Genomic DNA, 22,855 nt, shown 5'->3' on the forward strand with positions numbered 1-22,855 from the left:
AGCAGTAGCGGACGGCGGCGGACTTATTCCCTGAGGGCATCCACCAGACGACCTGACATGACCTTGTGCAGCGGCATCGCCGCGCTGGCCAAACCGACCAGCAAGGCGTAGCCCAGCACCGCGGTCATCACCTCGGCATCGACCACAAAGCGTGCGTATACGGCTTGGTTGACGCTGGACGTGCCAAAGCTCGCACCATCAAGAAAGACATGGACAATCCCGAATGTGGCCAGCGAGGCCAGCGCTCCAATGGCCAGCAGGTCGAGCAGCAGCGCAGTGCCCACTGCGGTATCGCTGAAGCCCAGCGCCCGGAGCGTAGCCATTTCCCTGCGGCGTCTTTCCAGAACCATGCCCAGCGTGGTGGAGATGGCCAGGATGGCACCTGCGCCCAGCAGCAGGGACACGCCCAGCGCGGCGCTGCGGGCGAGCCGCGTCAAGAATCCGACCTGCTGCTCGTAGTACTCGACCTGACTCAGGATCCGGACGCCCTGCAGGCGCGGATCATCCGCGGCGGCGGCCCGCAATGCGGGCAGTACATCAGGCGAGTCCAACTTCAACCACAACGAGGACACCCGGCCCGGACGGTTGTAGGCGGCCTGCAGGGCGGACAGATCGGTCCATAACTCGGACTCCCAGAGATTCCCCGCGGCACGGAGCTCGCTGGTTCGCCGCCAGGAGGATCCCTGTATATCGACGTGGGAGCGCGCGAGCTCGGGGAACTGGGCCTGGAGCGTGGCGCTGGCGGCCAATTCGCGGGCTCCTTCCCGAGGTTTGATGGCGACATCGATACGGGTGGGATCGATCATCGCCCACGTGTCGGCGGAGATGCCGCGCAGCAGTACCGGGCTGGTTTGTCCGTCCGTCCGCGATAGCTTGGCGTTGGCCAGAAACTGAGGCGCGGCACGAGGACGGCCGTTGGCATCACGTCCGACACTCGGCAGATGGGACACCACGGCGACCTGTTCCGGAGAAAGGCTGCTACCGGCCTCGTCGAGCGCCCCATTGGAGAGCGCCAGCGCGATGTCCGGCTGCCCCGTCTGGCCGGCAATGCGGTCGATACCGGCCGGAATGGCCAGCATCACCGCCAGCGCAGCCGTGGCGATGCTGAAGCCCGCACCCATGAGCAGAGTGTCCCCGGGGCGACGGCGATGCATGGAGAGCAGAAACGCCCACAGGGGCCCAATCTGGGTGAAGGTATTCATGGCGAGCTCGCGATTGAAGGAAACGCCCAGCGTCAGGTCTGGAGGTGGTCGATGGGTTTCAGGCGCCTGACTTGAAGCGCAGGCCAGACAAGTGAGATGGCCGCAAGTAGAAGGAGTGCAGGCAGCAGTGACGCGAAGGCCCAATCTGGTGCGCGCAACGTCCCAAGCAGCCAGGACACGCGAGGGGTGAGCAGCGCTATGACGCCTTGTCCGCCCAGGACACCCAGCAACGCGCCGACCGTGATCACGGCGCCGAGCTCGATGATCAATGCCCCGAACTGGAGTGCGCGACCGAATCCCATGCTCTGGAGGACTGCCATGCTTGGGCGTCGCTGGGTGACCAGGTGTGCCAGCACGGTTACCCAGACGAGCAGCGCACAGGTGGCCATGGCTACCATGATGAGTCCGAGCAGCGCCTGTACCTGCCCAAATCTGCCCAATGCGGATTCCGTGCCGCTGGCGGGATTGGCCTGCAGTGGGGGATCGCTGCTGGCAAACGCAAGATCGATTGATCGCGCGAGCGCACTCAACGTTGCGGCGTTCTCACCGACCACGCGGGCCCGCAGAACCTGATCGCTTCGCCCGTCTGGCATCAGGCGATTGAAATAGTCGTAGTGACCGTAAGCGATACGGTCATCCAGAGCACCGCCTCCGCCGGGCAGAATGGCGACGATGGTGACAGGAATCTCTACGCCGGATAGATGGTCCCGGGGACTCAGCGACATTCCAGGTGTCAGATCGCATCGCGCTGCGGCGTCGGCGCCGACAAGCAGTCCAGTGCGCGTGGATCTCCATCGATCCAGCGTTCCCTGGCTGGCGCCCCGTCCCCGCAGCAGGGTGTCCACGCCGGACCCGCCGTACGCGTTGATACTCAGGCTGCTGCGCCCATCACCGCAGGGAAGGCTGGCGAGGCCGAAATAGGACACTGCGGAGACCCCTGGCATCTCCTCCATACGAAGGGCATGACGAAGTGGAAATGAGCCGTTCTGAGTCTGTGCATTGGCGACGGCCAGCTCAGCATTGACTGCCATTCCGACACGCGATGCGAGAAACGGGGAGGAAAAGGCGGAGAGGACTACCCACGCGAGCGTGCAGACCGCAAGCGTCGCTGCAAGATACAGCAGGCGTTGGGGCTGTTCGGCGACGCGCATCCAAGCGATGCTTGCCATCGGGTGAAAGGTGGACAACATGGCGGGGCGCTTCCCTGTCTCGGAGATCCAGTGATTGTTGGGTAGTAAAGAGTGCGATTCGTTGGCTGCATTCTCCGAGGACAACGCCTTGGTCTTGTTTCGGGTCGGAAGTACTTTCCGGAAAACAGGGGCATCGATTCGCAGATGCCCCGGCCGTTACCTGTTACCGCTCAATGATCACGCAGCCTGTGTCATCACAGATAATGATGATGACAACGTCGTTCGCTTGTGCGGCGAACGACGCGGTTGATCCAAAGATGGCCGTGCCTGCCACCGCCAGGCTGAGTAGAGAGGCCCGGATTTTGTCCGTCATGCTTGTCTCCTTTGCGTTGTCCATGCGTGTATCTGCGTTGCCTGTCTGATTGACCGGCGATCGCAAGTTATTCGCAAAAAAATCGGGCAACAAGGACGAAAGTCCGCTTTTGCAAAACAAGGGTTCTCCTACAGTGAGGCGCAGAATTCGATAGGTTCTCAGCCTGTCCCAGTAGCGATATAAATCGAGCGTTTTCGATTTTTTTGGACCATCCGTTCCCCAAGCATCTTTGCTCTCATGCCGTGCAGGCACCGCGGAACAATGCTGAGACGGTGAGCGCGACCGGATGTCGTGGATAGCCGGATCACCTCGCGCGTGAGATCGGCTCATGGGCTGCCTCCGGCGGCGACCTGATCACCGTCATCCGGCCCTACCGGCCACGCGCTATGCTTCGCGCTCTCCCGCCCCCTGCGCTGCGATGAAACTCGCCATCCTGTCCCGCAACAGCAAGCTGTACTCCACGCGTCGCCTGGTGGAGGCCGCGCGTACGCGGGGCCATACCGTGCGCATCCTTGATCCGCTGCGCTGCTACATGCGAATTGCGGCGGATGGCTTCACCATGCATTACAAGGGGCGACCGATCACCGGGGTAGATGCGGTGATCCCGCGCATCGGTGCCTCGGTCACCCGCTACGGGACGGCCGTGCTGCGCCAGTTCGAGATGATGGGCGCGCGCACGCCCAATCCCTCCGATGCGATCCTGCGCGCCCGGGACAAGCTGCGGGCGCACCAGATCCTGGCCTCCAAGGGCATCGACATGCCGGTCACGGTGTTCGGTGACAACCCGGACGACACCGTCGATCTGCTCTCGATGCTCGGCCCGCCGCCGCACGTGGTGAAGCTCAACGAAGGCACGCAGGGCAGGGGGGTCATCCTCACGGAGAAGGCCAGCGCTTCGCGGGGCATCGTGGAGGCCCTGCGCGGGCTGTACGCCAACTTCCTGATGCAGGAGTTCATCGGTGAGGCTCAAGGCGCGGACCTGCGCTGCCTGGTGGTGGGCGATCAGGTAGTCGGGGCGATGCAGCGCCAAGCCCCGGAGGGCGACTTCCGCTCGAATCTGCATGCCGGCGGCAGTGCCCGCGCGGCCAAGGCCAGCCGGGCGGAGCAGCAGGTGGCCGTGCGCTCGGCCAAGGCGCTTGGCCTGGGCGTGGCCGGGGTCGATCTGATCCGCTCCAGCCGTGGCCCGTTGGTGCTGGAGGTCAACTCCACCCCCGGGCTGGAGGGCATTGAGGCGATCTGCCAGGCCGATCTTGCCGGGCGCATCATCGACCACGTGGTTTCTCTAAAAAAGCCATCCATTACAAAGGGTTGAGAGGCCTTTGCAAGGCAGGGTGAGGTCTTAACATCGGTTTAATCGATCCCGGCGTAGGCTCTGTCGAACCGCAGCTCTGCCCTCCTCAGCAGGAACGGTAATCGGGAAACACCTTCAGGCCCGGTCAGCGCCAGCTGTCCGGGCCTTTTTCCGGGTGGCGTCGGTCGATTCCACCCTGCCATCAGTAACTTGTGGGCGTCGCTGCCAAGCTCGTAAAGTTGGCGCTCATACATGTGGATAAGGATGTCGCGGATGTATCGATTGCTCGCTATTGCAGTGCTTGCAAGCCTCCCTTTGGCCGCGCAGGCCAGCGCCGACGGCAAGGGCCGGGATGCTGCGGTGGCCATCACCGCCGATGCGCCCGTGGCCGAGCAACTGGCCAATGTCGAACGCGCGCTGGGAAGCGAGGCTTACAGTGAGATCAGCATGGAAGACAAAAGCCGGGTGCAGGCGGCCGTGAGCCGTATCCGCAACCGGATGGGCGACCGTGAACGTATGAACCAGCTGCCGGAGCAGCAGCGCACCGAGATCTTCAACGATCAGGAAGTGGTCAATACCATCATGACCCGCGCAAAGGCCGACAGCCGCATGGTCTGCCGCCGCGAGCGCGCCACTGGCAGCAACATGAACAAGAGCGTCTGCATGACCGTGGCCCAGCGCCGGGAAGCGATGGAACGGGCCAAGAGCCTGATGGACGATCCGCGCCGCTTGGCACCCAAGGAAATGACGCTTTGACGCGCCCTCAGCATTCGACGGTGTCTAATGTTAACAATGAAGCCTGTATCTTCAGCCTGAACCCGCGCCGTGCGCTCCGACGCGCAGCGGTGCAGGTCAGTCTTTTCCGTCGAACACCCTGAAACAGAGGTCCCAGTGCGAATTCTCGTCATCGAAGACAACAGCGACATTGCCGCCAACCTGGGCGATTACCTCGAAGACCGCGGTCACACCGTCGACTTCGCCGCCGACGGCGTCACCGGCCTGCATCTGGCGGTCGTCCATGAGTTCGACGCGATCGTGCTGGACCTCAACCTGCCCGGCATGGACGGGATCGAGGTCTGCCGCAAGCTCCGCAACGAAGCGCGCAAGCAGACCCCCGTGCTGATGCTGACCGCCCGCGATTCGCTGGACAACAAGCTGGCCGGGTTTGATTCCGGTGCCGATGACTACCTGATCAAGCCGTTCGCGCTGCAGGAAGTGGAAGTGCGCTTGAACGCGCTTTCGCGTCGCGGCAAGGGCGTGCAGACCCGCGTGCTGGAAACCGGCGATCTGGAATACAACCTGGACACGCTGGAAGTGCGCCGCCAGGGCAAGCTGCTGCAGCTCAACCCGACCGCGTTGAAGATCCTGCAGGCGCTGATGGAGGCCTCGCCGGCCGTCGTCACCCGCCAAGAGCTGGAAACCCGCGTCTGGGGTGAAGAACTGCCGGATTCGGATTCCCTGCGCGTGCATATCCATGGCCTGCGCGCCGTGGTCGACAAGCCTTTCGAGGTCCCGATGATCCAGACCCGTCATGGCATCGGATACCGCATCGCCGCGCCGGAAGCCTGATCCGGTGACGGGGAAGGGGGAGCGCCGCCGCGCGCCATATCGGCGCCGGCTGCGCAGCCGCATCATCGTCTCATTCGTGCTGTTGGGCTTCTGCCTGACCACGTTGTTTGCGTTCGCCACCAACTGGACCCGCGCCCGCGTGGAAAACCAGCTGGTCGAAGATGTGATGAATCGCAACATCAACGAGTACGCCAAGCGCTTCGCGGCGGACCCGTCGCGCAGCCCCGACCTTCCAGTGCAGCAGATGTACGCCCGGCTGGTCCGGCCGGACAAGTTTGAAGCCCTGCGCCAGGAACAGCCGGACTGGTACAACCTCAACGATGGCATCCACGGCGTGAGCGGTGTGGATGAGGGCGGCAAGCCGTTTTCCTACAAGCTCGCGGTGCGCAAAACGCCAGACGTGTGGTTCTTCCTCGCCTACGACATGACCGAGAGCATCCGCGGGGAGAGCCAGCTCAACCGTGCGCTGTTCTTCTCGGTTCTGGTGTTCAGCGTCCTGTCCTTGGTCTTGGGCTGGTGGTCGGCTTCCAAGGTCATGAAGCCGGTATCCGATCTGGCTGCCCGCCTGCGCGCGTATCGCGGTGGCACCAGCGAGCCGGAGCCGCTGGCTCCGCGCTTCCCGGACGATGAAGTGGGCCAGCTGGCCCAGGCGCTGGACGACTATTCCGCGCGGCTCACCGAGGTGGTGCAGCGCGACCGCGAATTCAACGCGGACGTCAGCCACGAGCTGCGCACGCCATTGGCGGTGATCCGCGGCGCCACCGAGCTGCTGCTGACCCGCCCGGATCTCGATCCCAAGGTGCTGCAGCGCCTGCAGCGCATCCAGCGTGCCGAGCAGCAATGCACCGACCTGATCGGCGCGTTGCTGCTGCTCTCGCGCAACGAGCGCGGGCAGGGCAGCAGCAATGTCGCCCGGGTCTCGGAACAACTGCTGGATTCGCATCGCGCCCAGCTGGGCGGCAAGCCGTTGGAGCTGATCCTGGAAGGCAATCACGACCTGGTGATCGACGCGCCGGAATCGGCCTTGTCGGTCGCCTTGGGCAACCTGATCGGCAATGCCGTGAAGTACTCCAAGGAAGGCGCGGTTCGCGTGCGCGTGGGCAACAACGCGGTCGAAGTGATCGACAGCGGCCCGGGCCTGAGCGAAGAGGATGCGGCCAAGCTGTTCCAGCGCGGCTATCGCGGCACGCACGCGGGCCATTCGCAGGGCGGGGGCATCGGCCTGTCCATCGTCAGCCGCCTGTGCGATCTGTATGGCTGGCAGGTCAACGTGCGCCCGGGCGCAGAGCGCGGCGTCATCGCCACGCTGACCTTCTCACCAGCGTAAAACGGTAGAGCCGACCGTTGGTCGGCTCCCCGAGCTCTACCGCGCCGCCAACTCCCGATACGCCCGATCCAGCCGCTCCACATGCGCCTGCAGATGATCCGGGTGCCCGTCATTGACCACCACATCATCGGCCAATGCCAGGCGCGCTTCGCGGCTGGCCTGGGCGGCGATCATGCGGTCGGCCAGGGCGGTATCGATGCCATCGCGCTGCATCAGCCGTGCGTGCTGCACGGCCACCGGCACGTCCACCACCAGAATGCGGTCCAGCCACGGGTACTGCTGGCGGCCACCGGCCTCGGTCAGCAGGGGGATCGCGGCGATCGCGTACGGCCCTTCGGCCTGCTCGCAGGTCTGGCGCAGCAACTGGCGGATCGCCGGATGGGTGATCGCCTCCACCGCCTGGCGCTCCTGCGCCGAATCGAAGATGCGCGCGCGCAGTGCGGCACGGTCAAGCTGGCCATCGGCCAGCAGGATGTTCGTTCCGAAATGCGCGGCAATCCGCGCCAGCCCCTCGCTGCCAGGCGCGACCACCGCGCGGGCAGCCAGATCGGCGTCGGCCACGGTGATGCCCAGCGCTTCGAAGCGACGGCTGACCTCGCTCTTGCCGGCGGCAATGCCGCCGGTCAGCCCGATGACGAAACGGCTCATCGCACCGGCCTCAACGCAGGCCGGCGTAGCTCAGGTAGCCGTTGATCAACGGCTCGCCCCACATGAACACGATCCAGCCGGCGATGGCCAGGTACGGCCCGAACGGGATCGGCGTGGCCCGGTCGCGGCCGCGCGAGTACAGCCAGATCGAGCCGATGATGGCGCCCACGATGGACGACAGCAGGATGATCGGCAGGATGCCCTTGAGCCCACACCAGGCACCCAGGGCGGCCAACAGCTTGAAATCGCCGTGGCCCATGCCTTCCTTGCCGGTGATCTGCTTGAACAGCCACCACACCGACCACAAGGACAGATAGCCGGCCAGCGCACCCAGCAAGGCCGGTTTGGCCGGCATGTACAGGTTGTCGCTGGCCGCGATCAGGCCCAGCCACATCAACGGCAGGGTCAATTGATCCGGTAACAACTGGGTTCGCAGGTCAATCCCGGACAGCGCCACCAGGAAGCAGCTCAGCACGATCGCGCCAAAGCCCTGCCAGCCGAACCCGAACTGCCAGACGCTGGCGAGCACCAGCACGGCGGTCAGCAGCTCCACCAGCGGGTACTGGATCGAGATCGGGGCATGGCAATGGCGGCACTTGCCGCGCAGCGCCAGCCAGCTGAACAGCGGGATGTTCTCGAACCAGGACAGCTTGTGCTTGCAGTGCGGGCAGTGCGACGGCTCCACCACGATCCCCGGCGGTGGCGGCTCGTAGATGTCCGGCTCTTCCAGCACCTCGCGCGCATCGCGCTTCCACTCCCACTCCAGCCGCTTGGGCAGGCGCAGGATCACCACGTTGAGGAAACTGCCGATCAGCAGTCCCAGTCCGGCCGCGGCGGGGTAGCCGAGGATGGGATGCTGGTCGAGAAATGCCATTGATTAGTTATCCAACTACCGCGCCGAGTTTGAAGATGGGCAGGTACATGCCGATCACCATGCCGCCGACGATGGTACCAATGAACACCATGATCATCGGTTCCAGCAGGCTGCTCAGGGCGTCCACGGCATTGTTGACCTCCTGCTCATAGTACTCGGCCACCTTGAACAGCATGGTGTCCAGCGCGCCGGCCTCTTCGCCGATGGCCGTCATCTGCACGACCATGTGCGGGAAGATGTTGACCTGCTTCATGGCCATGTTGACCGGGTAGCCGACGGACACGTCGTCGCGCATGCGCAGCACCGCTTCTTCGTAGACCTTGTTGCCGGTGGCGCCGGCGACGATACCCAAAGCTTCCACCAGCGGGACGCCTGCCTTGAAGGTCACCGCAGTCGTACGGGCGAAGCGGGCGATGGAGCTGTTGTGCATGATCTGGCCGATGACCGGCACCTTCAGGATCAGGCGATCCATGGTGTGCTGCATCTTCGGGGATCGTTTGTAGGCGTACAGAAAGCCGACAATCGAGCCGAGCACGATCGCGCCCATCAGCCACCAGTACGACAGCATAAACCTGGATGCTGCGACGATGATCTGAGTGAACGCGGGAAGCTCGGCACCAAATCCGTTGAAGACCTCTTCGAATTGAGGAACAACGAACATCAGGAGGATGGCGCTAACAATAATGGCAACAGCAACAACCATTGCTGGATAGAAGAGGGCCTTCTTGATCTTCCCCTTCAGTGCTTCAATGTTCTCCTTGTAGGTGGCCACCGTGTCCAACACGGTTTCCAGCACGCCGGCGCCTTCGCCAGCTCTTACAAGGTTGCGGTAAAGCTCGTCGAATTGAACGGGGTGCCGGCTGATCGCTTCATGAAGCGAAGAGCCCCCCTCAATGTCGGTGCGGACGGTATCGACCAGCTTCTTCATCCGCGGGTTCTTGTGCCCGCTGCCGATGATTTCCAGAGCGCTAACGATGGGTACGCCAGACTTCATCATCGTCGCCATCTGGCGACTGAAGAAGGAGATGTCCCTGGCGCCAACAGCCTTGCCGGCAGCCCCAAAAAGCGGTTTCGGCTTCGGCTTTACCACACTGGGCATGATGCCCTGACGCCGCAGCTCAGCACGCAGCAGGTTGGCATTCTTGGCGGGTTGCTCACCCTTCATCTTTACGCCGCGCTTGTCGGTCCCCTCCCACACAAACGGCTTCATTTCCATGGTGCTACGCGCCACGGGCTCTTTCTTGATCGCGCTACGGCTGACAGACATACAGGGCTCCCCAGCCACACCATCCCCAGGCGGGCTATCTCGCCGCATGGTAGCCGGTTCCGGAGTGCGTTGGCAGTCCTGTTGGACGTCCTGCTGCGACACCCTTCTCGGACGGGGGAGGGCAAAAGGTGACGCAGCAGGTCACTTTGCAGGATGCGTCGCAAATTGTTGTGAGGGGGGTTCCAATCCTGAAGATTGGTGCCATCATTGCGCCGGGGAATGCTGGGGAGCATTGCTGGCACTGTTGGCACGCAACCTGCTTCGATCCACCCGCACGGGGCGCCCGCCTCGCTCACCCGGTTCGCCGGTCAGGCAATGGCCCAGTGCCCTTTCTATATTTCTACCTCTAGGGGATGTACTCATGAAGAAGCAGCAGGGCTTTACCCTGATCGAATTGATGATTGTTGTGGCGATCATCGCCATCCTGGCCGCCATCGCGCTGCCGGCATATCAGGACTACACCGTTCGCGCTCGGGTGTCTGAGGCCTCGGTCATTGCAGCTGGGGCGAAGGTCACCGTTGCTGAGAACATCGCTAACAATGGTGGGACCGTGCCGGATGATGCCTGCGTTGGAGTTGACACGGCCATTCCTGCCAACAATCCGAACGTGGAATCGATGACCTGCACCGCCGCCACTGGCGCGATTGCTGTGACCATGACCACGGACAAGGGCAAGGGTACCGTTCTGACCTATACGCCTACCGCTCAGTCCGGTGCCGTCGGTACCACCTGGAAGTGTGTCGGTAGCGCCAGCGAGCAGAAGTATTACCCGGCGGAATGCCGTAGCTAATCAGTCCTCATCGAGGGCTAAGGTATCTGCCGACGTGAGTTGACAGGTGCTGGAATATCAAAGGGTCCTGCTTTGCAGGGCCCTTTTTCCATGGAGGGACGTGTATGTGGATGAGATGGCGGCAGTTTCTAGTTGCTTTTTTCGTCGGAGTCGCAATTTTCTGTTTCCAGTTGTCAGAGATGTTGCATGCTTTCGGCCAGGGGGGCGCAAATGCCAAGGCAGATGTAATGCAGCAACAGTTGGCTCAAGAACTACTATCCGGTCGCGGCGCGTTACCGGCGGTTCTTGGGTATCTAGCACTGGGAGTTGTAACGCATCTGGCGCTGACGGTCGGTGCCGTTTTCATCTTTCGGCAATCGGCCTACATTCTTTGGCCAAAGTACAAGGAGTCCCTTTGGGGCTGCTTGTGCTTTGTGTTTGGCGTGGTTCTCCTGGCTTTCTTTGTAAACCAATACTTTTTCCCTTTATCTACTGCATTTCGGGAATCAGAAGTGTTGATGGTGCAATCGCTATCGCCAGTGCTTATCTTTGCGCTACTGGGTTGTGTGCTTGTGGCGACAGTGTGTGCCCTATACGCCATTATCAGGCGATTTCGTAAGATTGCGGGATTCGCGGCTATTTCGGCGCTTCTCATGTTTGCTGTGTGGGGTTCTTTCGACATCTTCGCTGGAAATGATGCGTCTTTCCCTGAAGGACAGGCGCCAAGCGTAATAATTATTGGGGTTGACTCACTGCGGCCGGATTTTCTTCCGGCGTATGGGGTGAGGGTTCAGGGTGTTACGCCAAATTTAGATCGGATGATGAGCGATTTCGTAATCGTCTCCGATGCCAAGACTCCCTTGGCAAGGACTTTTGTTTCTTACATGAGTCTTTTTACTGGAAAGAACCCGATAAAGCATGGCGCAAGATTCAACTTGTACCCTCGTGCCGTTTTTGATCGCGCGGATACGTTGGCCTGGACGCTTAAGGGTAGTGGATACAGCACAATGCTGGCGATGGACGAATCACGTTTCGCGAATTTTGATTCGTCCTTCGGTTTTGATGAAGTGGTAACGCCGACACCGGGTGCACTGGACTTTGTTGTCGGTGGGACTTTGGACACAGTAGGCACGAATCTGCTGACTTTGGTGATGCCGTCTACCGAGTGGCTGAGCCCAATACAGGGTAATCGCGCTGCTTATCGAAGCTATAGGGCTGCTGATCACACGCAACGTTTGGTTCGATCCATTCGAAATGCGCCGGCAGACAAGCCTCTTTTCCTGGTAAGTCACTTCTGCCTCCCGCATTGGCCCTACATGCCTTCTGGGCTCTTCGAGATGAGCGATTTCTCTGCCATAACGACTGTTCCTGGCTATGAAGACGCGCCTTCTCAATACCTGCGCGCGCTGCAGCATGTAGATCGTCAGGTTGGATCTTTGATTGATGAGCTAAGGAGCCAGGGGCGTCTTCAAAATGCAATCGTCCTGATTATGTCGGATCATGGTGAGGATTTCGCTATGCGGCGTGATGCTGTTGTTCATCGCGATGGGGCGGGGCGCAGTAGTTTGCTTGGCTTTCATGGGCATGGGAGCTTTGCACTCTCTAGTGCGCAAAATAGCATTGTAATGGCCATTCAACGCTATCGAAACGGTGAGCCTGATTTTCTTCCGAGGACGATGCGTGGCGCTGCATCCATTATTGATGTTGCTCCCACTATCAGTGAGGAGATTGGGCTTCCTGTTGGTGGTTATGAAGGTGTTTCATGGTCGGAGGCTTTGGGTAGCGGCTTAGACATCTCTTCGCAAAGAGTGAGATTCTTTGAGAATGGACTTCGTTCTGCGGGGGTCGAAAGGGCGGATATTGATGAAAGGGCAGTCGCAATGGAGATGTCCTATCTTTATGGCGTTACTTCTGATCTTAGGTTCGAGGTCAAGCCCGAGCTGCTTCCGCTGAAAATCTCGCAGAAGCAGCGCGGGGCTTCCGTTGGTCGCCTAGGCGTCATGACCGACCCTGTCCTAGAAGGAGGCTCAGGTGGCACGGGCTGCTGGAAGGCGATCGACTACGAGTCCAAGGTCTTGAGCTGCACTGAGTACCCGTCAAGTGCTCCAGGGATCGCCGCTCTGCAAGAGGCTGTCTGCGAATACTACGGCGCGGATGGTACATTTAGGCAGCATTGGTGTCGGAGGCAGGAAGCAGGCCGATCAGTAGCCCCGGAAACCCATCAGGTACGACAATGAATACCCAGGTTTTGAATTTAGTTGGTATTACCGGCATCGCTAGGCGCCTGGTACAGGATGGCGCGATTGAAGAGGGGGCAGCGCGCGAGGCAATGATGCAAGCAACCGCAGCGCGGTTGCCGTTGCCGCAGTGGTTTGCGCAAAAAAAACTGGTTACCAGTGCTCAGCTAGCTGCCGCTAATGCACTGGAGTTCGGTATGCCGCTGCTGGACGTGTCTGTCTTCGATAACAATCAGAATGCAATGGGTCTCGTCAGCGAAGAACTGCTGCGTAAGCACCACGTGCTGCCGCTCTTCAAGCGTGGCGGCAGACTATTCGTAGGTACAAGCGACCCTACTCATTCACTGGACGAGATCAAATTCCACACAAATTTGGTAGTGGAGCCCATCTTGGTCGACGAGGACCAGATCCGCCGCACGCTGGAGCAGTGGCAGTCCAAGCAGGACACCTTGGGGTCGGCGCTCGGTGGCGAAGATGACGACATGGGTGACCTTGATGTTTCGGCAGCTGATGAAGAAGGCGGAGTCAGCGATTCCGGCGTCGACGCCAAAGGCGACGACACCCCTGTCGTAAAGTTCGTCAACAAAGTCCTCGTAGACGCCATCCGCAAAGGCGCCTCGGACATCCACTTCGAACCCTATGAAGACGACTATCGGGTGCGCCTGCGCATCGATGGTCTGCTCAAGAACGTGGCCAAGGCCCCGGTCAAGCTCAATCAGCGCATCGCCGCGCGCCTGAAGGTGATGGCGCAGCTGGACATCGCCGAGAAGCGCGTGCCGCAGGATGGGCGCATCAAGCTCAACCTGTCCAAGACCAAGCAGATCGATTTCCGCGTCAGCACCCTGCCCACGCTGTTTGGCGAGAAGGTGGTGCTGCGTATCCTCGATGGCAGCGCAGCCAAGCTGGGCATCGACAAACTCGGCTACGAGCCGGCTCAGCAGAAGTTGTTCCTGGATGCGATCCACAAGCCCTACGGCATGGTGCTGGTCACCGGCCCGACCGGCTCGGGTAAGACGGTCTCGCTGTATACCGCGCTGGGCATACTCAACGATGAGACGCGCAACATCTCCACCGCTGAAGACCCGGTGGAAATCCGTCTGCCCGGGGTCAACCAGGTGCAGCAGAACGTCAAGCGCGGCATGACCTTCGCTGCGGCGCTGCGCTCGTTCCTGCGCCAGGATCCGGACATCATCATGGTCGGCGAAATCCGCGACCTGGAAACGGCTGAGATCGCGATCAAAGCGGCGCAGACGGGCCACATGGTGCTCTCCACGCTGCACACCAACGATGCGCCGCAGACCATCGCGCGCCTGATGAACATGGGCATCGCGCCGTACAACATCACCAGCTCGGTAACGTTGGTGATCGCCCAGCGCCTGGCGCGTCGGCTGTGCAACAACTGCAAGCGTCCGGTGGAGCTGCCGACCAATGCGTTGCTGGCCGAGGGCTTTACCCAGGCGCAGCTGGATGCGGGCATCAAGTTGTTCGAGCCGGTCGGCTGCGATGAGTGCACCGAGGGTTACAAGGGGCGTACCGGTCTGTACCAGGTGATGCCGATGACCGATGAGATTTCGACGATCGTGCTGGCCGGTGGCAATGCGCTGCAGATTGCCGAGGCCGCGCAGCAGGCAGGCGTCAACGACCTGCGCCAGTCGGCATTGATCAAGGCGGCGGCTGGTGTGACCGGATTGGCGGAGATTAATCGGGTTACGAAGGATTGAGGTGTTGCCTCCTCGTTTTCGAAGCCTCTTGCTTTGGCTCGTGCCTGCTTAAGTGGCACCTCTGACGGTTGAACCGTTGGGGGGCGGTTCGACGCTCGGTTGAGCACGCTTTGGCCTCGCCCAAGCTTCGACTGAGTAATAAGAGATTGCCGCAAGTAAGATTGAAATGCCGCCTCCCAATGCCAGACTTTGCCATCCGGTGACTTCTTGTCTGCGTAGCCAAAACATGATTGGGAAGTGCCACAGGTAGACGCCGTACGATAGCTTTCCAAGCCATACCAACGGTGACCAAGTAAGGGCTGTGATGCGGTCAGCGCTGATTACCAGAAGCACCGCCCCGAGTTCCGCAGCTGCCATCCATTGCATGAGTGCCCGAGCATCTTTGAAGTTGGCACCAAGCAAGGCAGCAAGCAGGAGTGCTGCACCGATGACTGGTGCGAGCCTAGGGGCGTTAGGACGGAGTATGCCTGCGGCTGAGCCGAGGAGCAGACCCGAGAGGCGAGTGTCAAAACGGTAGTAGGGCTGCTGCCAAGGATCAGTATTCTGGATCACATGCCACCGCCAGAGGGTGGCGGCTGCGGCCAGCCCGAGGATGATTCGGGCCTGGTTTGGAGTGGAGAGTTTGAAAATAGGGATGAGTGCGAGTGGCCACAAAAGGTAGAAGTGTTCTTCTACCGAAAGGCTCCAAGTGTGCTGCAGGAACCATGGGGCCTGCCAGAATGCGAATCCGTAGTCAGAAAGGTACGCTGCGACTAACGCTGCGTCACGCACATGCGAATCAGGAGTGGGGAAAGCGCGCGGGGCGATAAGCAGATAGACGGACAATAGAAGCAATAGTGCTGGATAAAGGCGTCGCAGCCTGCGTCCGTAGAAACGCGCAATGCGGATCTTTCCATACTCATTGTATTGAGCAGCTAGGGTGCGCGTGATCAAGTACCCCGAAAGTACGAAGAAGACGTCGACGCCTAGAAATCCTCCCTGCATTCCCGGGACCCGAGCGTGATAGCAAAGCACGAGCAAAAGGGCGACGCTTCTGAGCCCGTCCAAGGCGGCGCTGTAGTGCATGAGATTCCCGGTGCACGGGTGATTTGAGAATTGGGATCAGATGCAATACATCTGAGTCTTCACCGGATATGGCTCAGTATCTGGGCGCACCGAGCCGTACCAAACCACATTCCGAGTGCATTGCACTCAGTTGATGTGGATCGCAAATAGTTCCATCGCGGAAAGCGATCAGTCCATCCCCAACTTTTTCAATTTGTAGCGCAGCGCCCGGAAGGTAATGCCCAGCTGCGCGGCGGTGCGGGTCTTGTTCCAGCGGTTTTCTTCCAGTGCCTTCTGGATCGCGGTGCGCTCCATCTGTTCGATGTAGGAGGGCAGGGCGCCGCTGCCGGTGGGCAGGTCGATCACGGCCTCTTGCTGCGTGGTGGCCGCGGCACTGCTGGCGCCAAAGCGCGGCGCGTGCTGCGGCAGGCGCAGGTCGCTGGCACCGATGCGGTCTTCCTCGGCCAACGCAAGTGCGCGCTCCAGGATGTTCTCCAGTTCGCGCACATTGCCGGGGAAGTGGTACTGGGCCAGTGCTTCCAGTGCCGAGGGCGCCAGCAGCGGGGTCGGGCGGCCGTGGGTGCGGGCGAGCCGGGCCAGGATCGAGGCGGCCAGCGCGGGCAGGTCGCTGCGGCGCTCGCGCAGCGGCGGCACCCGCAGTTCGATCACATTGATGCGGTAGTACAGGTCGTGGCGGAAGCGGCCGTCCTCGACCAGTTCGCCCAGGTCCTTGTGGGTGGCCGAGAGGATGCGCACGTCCACCGGTACCTCGGTGGCGGCGCCGACCGGGCGGATCGTTTTTTCCTGGATGGCGCGCAGCAGCTTGACCTGCATCTGCAGGGGCAGCTCGGCCACTTCATCCAGGAACAGGGTGCCGCCATGCGCGGCCTGGAACAGGCCGGGCTTGTCCGCGTGGGCGCCGCTGAAGCTGCCCTTCTTGTGGCCGAAGAACTCGCTCTCCATCAGCTCGGAGGGAATTGCGCCGCAGTTCACCGGCACGAAGGCACCGGGCGCGCGCGCGCTCTGCGCATGGATGGTGCGGGCCACCAGCTCCTTGCCGACGCCGGATTCGCCGAGGATGTAGACCGGGGCCTGGCTGCGCGCGACCTTGCCGATGGTGGCGCGCAACACGTCCATCGAAGGCGAATCACCCAGCAGGCGCGCGGCCTGCTCCGGAGCGAGGGGCGCGGGGGCGGCACGTTCGCTGTTGTTGAGTTCCAGTGCGTGCTTGACCAGCCCACGCAGCACGGAGATGTCCACCGGCTTGCTGACGAAATCGAACGCGCCGGCCTTCAGTGCTTCCACCGCCAGGTCCATGCTGCCGAACGCGGTGATCATCGCCACCGGCGTGCGCGGAAAGTGCTGCGCGATCTCGGTGACCAGCTCGATGCCGTTGCCGTCGGGCAACCGCATGTCGGTGATGCACAGGTCGTAGGGGTTGCTGGCGAGCAGCTCACGGGCTTCGGCGAGGTTGGCTGCGGTGCTGATGCGCAGGCCCATCCGGCCCAGGGTCAGTACCAGCAGTTCGCGGATGTCGCGTTCGTCGTCGACGACGAGGGCGCTGCGGGTGTCATTCATAAGGAAGGAAGATAGCCGAGGGCGGTCGTTGGCGACAAATGTTTGACGGTGGCAGGCGGGTGTGCGCGTGGCTCATCCGGGCATCATCGTGTGCGGGCCGGCCAGGATCAGCCGGAAGCAGGCGCCGCCGGCCGGCACCGAGACGTACTCCAGCCGGGCCTGGTTGGCGCGGCACAGCTCACGGGCGATATACAGCCCCAGCCCGGTGCCGTGCTCGGAGGTGGTGAAGAACGGGCGGAACAACTGGCTGGCCACGGTCTCGGGAATACCCGGGCCGCGGTCCATCACATCGATGATGGCGATGCGGTCCTGGCGCGACACGCGCAGCCGCACGCGCGCGGGCTCTTCGGCCACGCGGCCGTACTTGAGCGCGTTGTGGACCAGCACGGTCAGGATCTGGTGCAGGTGGCGCGGGTCCACCAGCGCATGCACCGAGGTCTCGCTGATGATCGGCTCCACGCTGTCGGTCTCCAGCGACAGGCCCTGCTTGTACTCCAGCACGAAGCGGCGCACGAAGGCGGCCAGGTCCACGTTTTCCGGGTTGGCGCGCTCGCGCCGGGCCAGGCCCAGGACGCTCTCCACGATGCCGTTGGTGCGCTGGCACTGCTGGCCGATGATCTGCAGCAGTCGGCGGTCGGTATCGCCGATGTCGGCCGATTCTTCCAGCAGCTGGGCCGCGTAATTGATCGCCGCCAGCGGGTTGCGGATCTCATGGGCCAGGCTGGCCGAGAAGCGGCCCATCGCTGAGAGGGTCAGTGATTCGGCGCGGCGCGAGACCACCGTGGAATCATCCAGGAACACGAGGGTCAGGTCGCTGCCGGCCAGCAGGCGGGCAAAGCGCGGCTGCACCTCGGGCTGGTCCGGCGAGAGCTGCAGGGGCAGTTCCTCATTGGTCCAGCCGTTGCGCCAGCGTTGCAGGCGGCGGCTCAGCTCGGGCGCGGCGCTGCCCAGCTCCAGGCGGCCGCTGCCACTGTTGCCGTCGGCATCGCCGAGCAGGGTGGAGGCCGCTTCGTTGGCCAGGGTGATGCGGTTGGCACCATCGACCACGATCACGCCGGTGCGCATGCGGCGGATGATCAGTTCATTGATCTGGAACAGGTTGGCCACTTCATCGCCGCGCTGGTTGGCCAGCTGCTGGTTCATGCGGGCGCGGTTGCCGACCTGGTAACTGATAAAGGCGATGGCCAGGTAGCTGGTGACGAACATGGCCAGCTCGGCCAGGGTGCGGGTGGGATCACCGCCTTCGACCAGCTTCCACATGTATTCGCCAGCGGTGGCGACGCTGGCTGCAGCAGCCAGGCCCAGCCCCATGCTCAGCGGCAGCAGCGTGGCCGCGGCGGCGATGTTGAACAGCAGCGACATCGAGATGCCCGCGCTGGCACCGGGCAGTGCATGCGCCAGCAGGGTGGCAGCGATGATGTCGGCAGCCACGCTCCACACCACGATGGTGCGGAGCCAGCGCTCGTTGCGGCCGAACAGCAGCACCAGCACGGCCACGATCAAGTAGCTGCTGGCCACGATGGTGGCCAGCTTCGGGTGGTCCGCGGCGCCGACCAGTCCGCTCAACGGGCTGAACAGCAGGGCGCCGATGACGGTGGCCATCAGCAGGCGGTACAGCGCGAAGAAATACAGCTCGCGCCGCGGAATCGATTCGATGCGGTCGATCAATGAAGCACTGGGTGACACGCCGGAACTCCCCTTCTGGCACCGGGCCAGTGTAGGGGGTCCGGCCCGGTTTGGGGGCGGCGGGCCGGGGCCAGGCGCGTGAAGGCCGGGCCGGGCGAGCGGGTGGACCGCCTGCGCGGCGACGCCCCGCACGGGCCGGCCGGTTGTTTCCGGCACCGCCTGCAACTGCCTGAAATTGCGCTGGAAACGGCCTCGCGCGGGTGTCTTGGGACTGACTTCTTTGCGCGCGCGCGCCGGGTCGTCCACAATAGTGGGCCCGCCGCGGTCCTTACCGGCGCCCCCGTGAGGGAGCCTTGGAGATGCGTGCGGTCGTTCCTATTCCCACGGTGACGCATGAATTTCCACGAATACCAGTCAAAACAGCTGCTTGCCGAGTACGGCATTCCCGTTCCGGCCGGCAAGGTCGCGGCTACCCCGGACGAAGCGGTTGAAGCTGCCAACGCCCTGGGCCAGGGCCCCTGGATGGTCAAGGCGCAGATCCACGCTGGCGGCCGCGGCAAGGCTGGCGGCGTCAAGTTCTGCAAGACCACCGACGACGTGAAGGCCGCTGCGGCCAAGATGCTCGGCACCAAGATGGCCACCTACCAGACCGCTGGCGTTGAACTGCCGGTCAACCTGGTGCTGGTGACCACCGCCGGTGAGATCGTCAAGGAACTGTACCTGTCGGTGCTGGTTGACCGTGGCACCAAGACCATCACCTACATCGCCTCTTCGGAAGGCGGCGTGGAGATCGAGCAGGTCGCCGCTGAAACCCCGGAGCTGATCCACTCGCTCAACGTCGATTTCGTTGAAGGCGTGCAGGGTTACCACGGCCGTGATTTCGGCTTCAAGCTGGGCCTGACCGCCAAGCAGGCCGGCCAGTTCGCCAGCATCATGGTGAACCTGTACCGCCTGTTCAACGAAAAGGACCTGGCCCTGGTTGAAATCAACCCGCTGGCCATCCTGGACGACGGCAACCTGTACGCGCTGGACGGCAAGTTCGACAGCGACGACAACGCCGCGTTCCGCCAGAAGGCGCTGGTCGCCATGCGCGACAAGACCCAGGAAGATCCGACCGAAGTGATCGCTTCGGAGCTGGACATCAACTACGTCACCATGGACGGCAACATCGGCTGCATGGTCAACGGCGCCGGCCTGGCCATGGCCACCATGGACGTCATCAAGCTCAACGGCGGCGAGCCGGCGAACTTCCTGGACGTGGGCGGCGGTGCCAACAAGCAGCGCGTCATCGAAGCGTTCAAGCTGATCCTGTCCTCGGACAAGGTCGAAGGCATCTTCGTCAACATCTTCGGCGGCATCGTCCGCTGCGACATGATTGCCGAAGGCATCATCGCCGCTGTGAAGGAAGTGGGCGTCAAGGTTCCGGTCGTGGTGCGCCTGGAAGGCACCAACGTGGAAGAAGGCAAGCAGCTGCTGCGCGACAGCGGCATGGCCATCATCCCGGCCGACAACATCAACGACGGTGCCAAGAAGGTCGTCGAAGCTGTCAAGAACGCTGCCTGATCCGACACCGAAGGAAATCCAATGTCTGTTTTGATTAACAAGAACACCAAGGTGATCGTGCAGGGCTTCACCGGCCAGCAGGGCACCTTCCACGCCACTCAGATGATCGAGTACGGCACCCAGGTTGTTGGCGGCGTGACCCCCGGCAAGGGCGGCACCACCCATATCGATCTGCCGGTCTTCAACACCGTTGCCGACGCCGTGCAGAGCACCGGCGCCAACGCTTCGGTCATCTACGTGCCGCCGCCGTACGCGGCTGACGCGATCCTGGAAGCGGCTGCGGCCGGCATCCAGGTCATCGTGTGCATCACCGAAGGCATCCCGGTGCTGGACATGCTGCGCGTCAAGAACGTGCTGACCCGTGCCCATCCGGACACCGTGCTGGTCGGCCCGAACTGCCCCGGCGTGATCACCCCGGGCGAGTGCAAGATCGGCATCATGCCGGGCCACATCCACATGCCGGGCAAGATCGGCATCGTGTCGCGCTCGGGCACCCTGACCTATGAAGCGGTCAAGCAGACCACCGAAGTCGGCCTGGGCCAGTCCACCTGCATCGGCATCGGTGGTGACCCGATCAACGGCCTGAACTTCGTCGACTGCCTGAAGCTGTTCAACGAAGATCCGCAGACCCTGGGCATCATCATGGTCGGCGAAATCGGCGGCGACGCTGAAGAAGCCGGTGCCGAGTACATCAAGAACCACGTGAAGAAGCCGGTCGTCGGTTTCATCGCGGGCGCCTCGGCTCCGGCCGGCAAGCGCATGGGCCACGCCGGTGCGATCGCATCGGGCGGCAAGGGCACCGCCGAAGGCAAGTTCGCCGCCATGGAAGCTGCCGGTGTTGTCACCGTCCGTTCGCCGGGCGACCTGGGCGCTGCCATCGCCAAGCTGGTCAAGTAATCGACCTGCTCGCGTGATGTAAAGAAGGCCGCCTCCGGGCGGCCTTCTGCTTTTCAGGCACTACAATGAGCGTATTGCAACCACAGGCTGGACCCCCATGACGTCGCTCCGCATTGCCCTGGCGCAGTTTGATTTTCCGGTTGGCGCGGTGGCGCAGAACACCGACAACATCATCGCGATGATTGCCGAGGCGCGCGATGAGTACGGTGCCGAGCTGGTGGTGTTCCCGGAGCTGGCGATCAGCGGCTATCCGCCGGAGGATCTGCTGCTGCGCCCGGGCTTCCTGTACGACTGCCAGCAGGCGCTGGAGCGCATCGCGGCGGCCACCACCGGCATCGCCGCGGTAGTCGGCTGGCCGCAGGCCGCCGGTGCGGTGGTCTACAACGCGGCCAGCGTGCTGCGCGATGGCAAGGTCGAACACACCTACCGCAAGCGCGAGCTGCCCAATTACGCGGTGTTCGATGAGCGCCGTTACTTCGATGTCGATCCAGACGGCGGCAGCTGCGTGTTCGAGCTGAAGGGCGTGCCGGTCGGCGTGCTGGTCTGCGAGGACCTGTGGTTCGCCGAGCCGCTGGCCGATACCGTCCGTGCAGGCGCGCAGCTGGTGATCGTGCCCAATGCCTCCCCGTACGAGCGTGGCAAGCATGCCCAGCGCGATGCGCTGTTGGCCGAGCGTACCCGTGAGAGCGGGGCGGCGATCGCCTACCTCAATGTGGTGGGCGGTCAGGATGCATTGGTGTTCGATGGCGCCTCGGTCGTCGCGGACGGCGACGGTACGGTGCATCCGGCCGCCGCGGCGTTCACCGACCAGTGGCTGGTGGTGGATTACGACGCCGATGCACGCCGATTCCTCCCGCGCGAGTGGATGGACGATGGCGACGAGAGCATGGATGCGCTGGCCTGGCGTGCGGTGACCCGCGGCATCCAGGATTACTGCCGCAAGAACGGCTTCAAAAAGGTCTGGCTCGGCCTGTCCGGCGGCATCGATTCGGCCCTGGTGCTGGCGATGGCGGTGGACGCGCTGGGCGCGGCCAACGTCACCGCGGTGCGGCTGCCGTCGCGCTACACGGCGGACATGTCCAACGATCTGGCGGCCGAGCAGTGCCGCGCGCTGGGCGTGAAACTGGAGGCGGTCTCGATCGAACCGGTGTTCGAGGGGCTGATGGCCGCGCTGGGCCCGATGTTCGAGGGGCAGGCGGCCGATGTGACCGAAGAGAACCTGCAGTCGCGCAGCCGTGGCGTGATCCTGATGGCGCTGTCCAACAAGTTCGGCGGGCTGCTGCTGACCACCGGTAACAAGAGCGAGTACGCGGTTGGCTACGCCACCATCTACGGCGACATGTGCGGCGGCTACGCCCCGCTCAAGGATCTGTACAAGACGGAGGTGTTCGGCCTCTCCAAGTGGCGCAATACCGTGGGCGGCGCCCCGGTGATCCCGCCGGCGGTGATTTCCCGCCCGCCCTCGGCCGAACTGCGCGCCAACCAGACTGACCAGGACTCGCTGCCCGCTTATGACGTGCTGGACGGCATCCTGTACCGCTATGTGGACCAGGAGCAGTCGCGCGAGGAGATCGTGGCCGCCGGGTACGCCCCCGAGGTTGTCGACCGTGTGCTGCGCCTGGTGCGCACCAGCGAGTGGAAGCGCCATCAGGCCGCCCCGGGCCCGAAGGTCTCGCGCCGGGCGTTCGGGCGGGAGCGCAGGTACCCGATCAGCAATGGGTACAAGGGGTAGGCGTCGG

19 protein-coding genes are annotated in these 22,855 nt (G+C 62.7%); 10 read left to right on the forward strand and 9 right to left on the reverse strand.

The window, feature by feature from the left end; genetic code table 11:
* Positions 1–23 precede the first annotated feature (23 nt).
* The 3 genes from ABE464_RS14370 to ABE464_RS14380 form a co-directional block, all read right to left on the reverse strand.
* Positions 24–1,202 carry an FtsX-like permease family protein gene (locus ABE464_RS14370; RefSeq protein WP_346472518.1) on the reverse strand — a complete coding sequence of 393 codons (1,179 nt, stop codon included), beginning with the start codon at positions 1,200–1,202 and terminating at the stop codon, positions 24–26.
* A gap of 32 nt (positions 1,203–1,234) precedes the next feature.
* A complete protein-coding gene (locus ABE464_RS14375) occupies positions 1,235–2,392 on the reverse strand; it encodes an FtsX-like permease family protein (RefSeq protein ID WP_346472519.1) in 1,158 nt (385 codons plus the stop codon).
* Between the two features lie 163 nt (positions 2,393–2,555).
* Positions 2,556–3,035 carry a hypothetical protein gene (locus ABE464_RS14380; RefSeq protein ID WP_346472520.1) on the reverse strand — a complete coding sequence of 160 codons (480 nt, stop codon included), beginning with the start codon at positions 3,033–3,035 and terminating at the stop codon, positions 2,556–2,558.
* 88 nt (positions 3,036–3,123) lie between these two features.
* Between ABE464_RS14380 and rimK the strand changes: the two genes are divergently transcribed.
* The 4 genes from rimK (at position 3,124) to ABE464_RS14400 (ending at position 6,892) form a co-directional block, all read left to right on the forward strand.
* The gene (gene rimK, locus ABE464_RS14385) at positions 3,124–4,017 is read left to right on the forward strand and encodes a 30S ribosomal protein S6--L-glutamate ligase (RefSeq protein ID WP_259259357.1); all 894 of its coding nucleotides are present in this window, start codon (positions 3,124–3,126) and stop codon (positions 4,015–4,017) included.
* Between the two features lie 243 nt (positions 4,018–4,260).
* Complete coding sequence (locus tag ABE464_RS14390; protein ID WP_259259358.1) at positions 4,261–4,752, forward strand: hypothetical protein; 492 nt, start codon at positions 4,261–4,263, stop codon at positions 4,750–4,752.
* A gap of 135 nt (positions 4,753–4,887) precedes the next feature.
* Positions 4,888–5,565, forward strand: a complete 678-nt coding sequence (locus tag ABE464_RS14395; RefSeq protein ID WP_019183933.1) for a response regulator transcription factor — start codon at positions 4,888–4,890, stop codon at positions 5,563–5,565.
* Positions 5,528–6,892, forward strand: coding sequence for a HAMP domain-containing sensor histidine kinase (locus ABE464_RS14400; protein WP_123730355.1), 1,365 nt, complete (start codon positions 5,528–5,530; stop codon positions 6,890–6,892). Before ABE464_RS14395 ends, ABE464_RS14400 begins: the two co-directional genes overlap by 38 nt.
* A 36-nt stretch (positions 6,893–6,928) precedes the next feature.
* Here ABE464_RS14400 and coaE read toward each other — a convergent pair whose 3' ends face one another.
* From coaE to ABE464_RS14415, 3 genes are read right to left on the reverse strand one after another with little or no spacing between them, the layout of a single operon-like run.
* A complete protein-coding gene (gene coaE, locus ABE464_RS14405; RefSeq protein ID WP_346472521.1) occupies positions 6,929–7,540 on the reverse strand; it encodes a dephospho-CoA kinase in 612 nt (203 codons plus the stop codon).
* Positions 7,541–7,550: 10 nt separating this feature from the next.
* Positions 7,551–8,414, reverse strand: coding sequence for an A24 family peptidase (locus ABE464_RS14410; protein WP_346472522.1), 864 nt, complete (start codon positions 8,412–8,414; stop codon positions 7,551–7,553).
* Positions 8,415–8,421: 7 nt separating this feature from the next.
* Positions 8,422–9,681 (reverse strand): type II secretion system F family protein, encoded by a 1,260-nt coding sequence (locus ABE464_RS14415; RefSeq protein WP_346472523.1) that lies wholly within the window; start codon positions 9,679–9,681, stop codon positions 8,422–8,424.
* A 361-nt stretch (positions 9,682–10,042) separates the two neighbouring features.
* Here ABE464_RS14415 and ABE464_RS14420 point away from each other — a divergent pair, with 361 nt between their 5' ends.
* The 3 genes from ABE464_RS14420 to pilB all read left to right on the forward strand — a co-directional run bounded on the left by ABE464_RS14420 (position 10,043) and on the right by pilB (position 14,408).
* Complete coding sequence (locus ABE464_RS14420) at positions 10,043–10,471, forward strand: pilin (RefSeq protein ID WP_346472524.1); 429 nt, start codon at positions 10,043–10,045, stop codon at positions 10,469–10,471.
* 179 nt (positions 10,472–10,650) lie between these two features.
* The gene (locus tag ABE464_RS14425; RefSeq protein WP_346472525.1) at positions 10,651–12,687 is read left to right on the forward strand and encodes a sulfatase-like hydrolase/transferase; all 2,037 of its coding nucleotides are present in this window, start codon (positions 10,651–10,653) and stop codon (positions 12,685–12,687) included.
* The gene (gene pilB, locus ABE464_RS14430) at positions 12,684–14,408 is read left to right on the forward strand and encodes a type IV-A pilus assembly ATPase PilB (protein WP_346472559.1); all 1,725 of its coding nucleotides are present in this window, start codon (positions 12,684–12,686) and stop codon (positions 14,406–14,408) included. Before ABE464_RS14425 ends, pilB begins: the two co-directional genes overlap by 4 nt.
* Before the next feature lie 48 nt (positions 14,409–14,456).
* Here the strand turns inward: pilB and ABE464_RS14435 are convergent, their stop codons facing one another.
* From ABE464_RS14435 to ABE464_RS14445, 3 genes are all read right to left on the reverse strand, one after another.
* Entirely contained in the window at positions 14,457–15,473 is a 1,017-nt protein-coding gene (locus ABE464_RS14435; protein ID WP_346472526.1) for an acyltransferase, read from the reverse strand.
* 168 nt (positions 15,474–15,641) lie between these two features.
* On the reverse strand, positions 15,642–17,030 hold the full coding sequence (locus ABE464_RS14440) for a sigma-54 dependent transcriptional regulator (protein WP_346472527.1): 1,389 nt from the start codon (positions 17,028–17,030) through the stop codon (positions 15,642–15,644).
* Positions 17,031–17,102: 72 nt separating this feature from the next.
* The gene (locus tag ABE464_RS14445) at positions 17,103–18,716 is read right to left on the reverse strand and encodes an ATP-binding protein (protein WP_346472528.1); all 1,614 of its coding nucleotides are present in this window, start codon (positions 18,714–18,716) and stop codon (positions 17,103–17,105) included.
* A gap of 333 nt (positions 18,717–19,049) precedes the next feature.
* On the opposite strand from ABE464_RS14445, the gene sucC reads away from it, so the two are divergent.
* From sucC to ABE464_RS14460, 3 genes are all read left to right on the forward strand, one after another.
* Positions 19,050–20,219, forward strand: coding sequence for an ADP-forming succinate--CoA ligase subunit beta (gene sucC, locus ABE464_RS14450; protein ID WP_346472529.1), 1,170 nt, complete (start codon positions 19,050–19,052; stop codon positions 20,217–20,219).
* Between the two features lie 21 nt (positions 20,220–20,240).
* A complete protein-coding gene (sucD, locus tag ABE464_RS14455; protein WP_137190155.1) occupies positions 20,241–21,116 on the forward strand; it encodes a succinate--CoA ligase subunit alpha in 876 nt (291 codons plus the stop codon).
* A gap of 97 nt (positions 21,117–21,213) precedes the next feature.
* Positions 21,214–22,848 (forward strand): NAD+ synthase, encoded by a 1,635-nt coding sequence (locus ABE464_RS14460; RefSeq protein ID WP_346472530.1) that lies wholly within the window; start codon positions 21,214–21,216, stop codon positions 22,846–22,848.
* The last annotated feature ends 7 nt before the right edge of the window (positions 22,849–22,855 follow it).

The sequence above is a fragment of the Stenotrophomonas sp. TWI587 genome (assembly GCF_039674145.1).
GTDB classification, from domain to species: domain Bacteria; phylum Pseudomonadota; class Gammaproteobacteria; order Xanthomonadales; family Xanthomonadaceae; genus Stenotrophomonas; species Stenotrophomonas maltophilia_AY.

Bases quoted from the DNA above. Each gene is read 5' to 3' on its own strand.
- ABE464_RS14370 (WP_346472518.1), bottom strand. From the start codon at position 1,202: ATGAATACCTTCACCCAGATTGGGCCCCTGTGGGCGTTTCTGCTCTCC.
- ABE464_RS14375 (WP_346472519.1), bottom strand. From the start codon at position 2,392: ATGTTGTCCACCTTTCACCCGATGGCAAGCATCGCTTGGATGCGCGTC.
- ABE464_RS14380 (WP_346472520.1), bottom strand. From the start codon at position 3,035: ATGAGCCGATCTCACGCGCGAGGTGATCCGGCTATCCACGACATCCGG.
- rimK (WP_259259357.1), top strand. From the start codon at position 3,124: ATGAAACTCGCCATCCTGTCCCGCAACAGCAAGCTGTACTCCACGCGT.
- ABE464_RS14390 (WP_259259358.1), top strand. From the start codon at position 4,261: ATGTCGCGGATGTATCGATTGCTCGCTATTGCAGTGCTTGCAAGCCTC.
- ABE464_RS14400 (WP_123730355.1), top strand. From the start codon at position 5,528: ATGGCATCGGATACCGCATCGCCGCGCCGGAAGCCTGATCCGGTGACG.
- coaE (WP_346472521.1), bottom strand. From the start codon at position 7,540: ATGAGCCGTTTCGTCATCGGGCTGACCGGCGGCATTGCCGCCGGCAAG.
- ABE464_RS14410 (WP_346472522.1), bottom strand. From the start codon at position 8,414: ATGGCATTTCTCGACCAGCATCCCATCCTCGGCTACCCCGCCGCGGCC.
- ABE464_RS14415 (WP_346472523.1), bottom strand. From the start codon at position 9,681: ATGTCTGTCAGCCGTAGCGCGATCAAGAAAGAGCCCGTGGCGCGTAGC.
- ABE464_RS14420 (WP_346472524.1), top strand. From the start codon at position 10,043: ATGAAGAAGCAGCAGGGCTTTACCCTGATCGAATTGATGATTGTTGTG.
- ABE464_RS14425 (WP_346472525.1), top strand. From the start codon at position 10,651: ATGTTGCATGCTTTCGGCCAGGGGGGCGCAAATGCCAAGGCAGATGTA.
- pilB (WP_346472559.1), top strand. From the start codon at position 12,684: ATGAATACCCAGGTTTTGAATTTAGTTGGTATTACCGGCATCGCTAGG.
- ABE464_RS14435 (WP_346472526.1), bottom strand. From the start codon at position 15,473: ATGCACTACAGCGCCGCCTTGGACGGGCTCAGAAGCGTCGCCCTTTTG.
- ABE464_RS14440 (WP_346472527.1), bottom strand. From the start codon at position 17,030: ATGAATGACACCCGCAGCGCCCTCGTCGTCGACGACGAACGCGACATC.
- sucC (WP_346472529.1), top strand. From the start codon at position 19,050: ATGAATTTCCACGAATACCAGTCAAAACAGCTGCTTGCCGAGTACGGC.
- sucD (WP_137190155.1), top strand. From the start codon at position 20,241: ATGTCTGTTTTGATTAACAAGAACACCAAGGTGATCGTGCAGGGCTTC.
- ABE464_RS14460 (WP_346472530.1), top strand. From the start codon at position 21,214: ATGACGTCGCTCCGCATTGCCCTGGCGCAGTTTGATTTTCCGGTTGGC.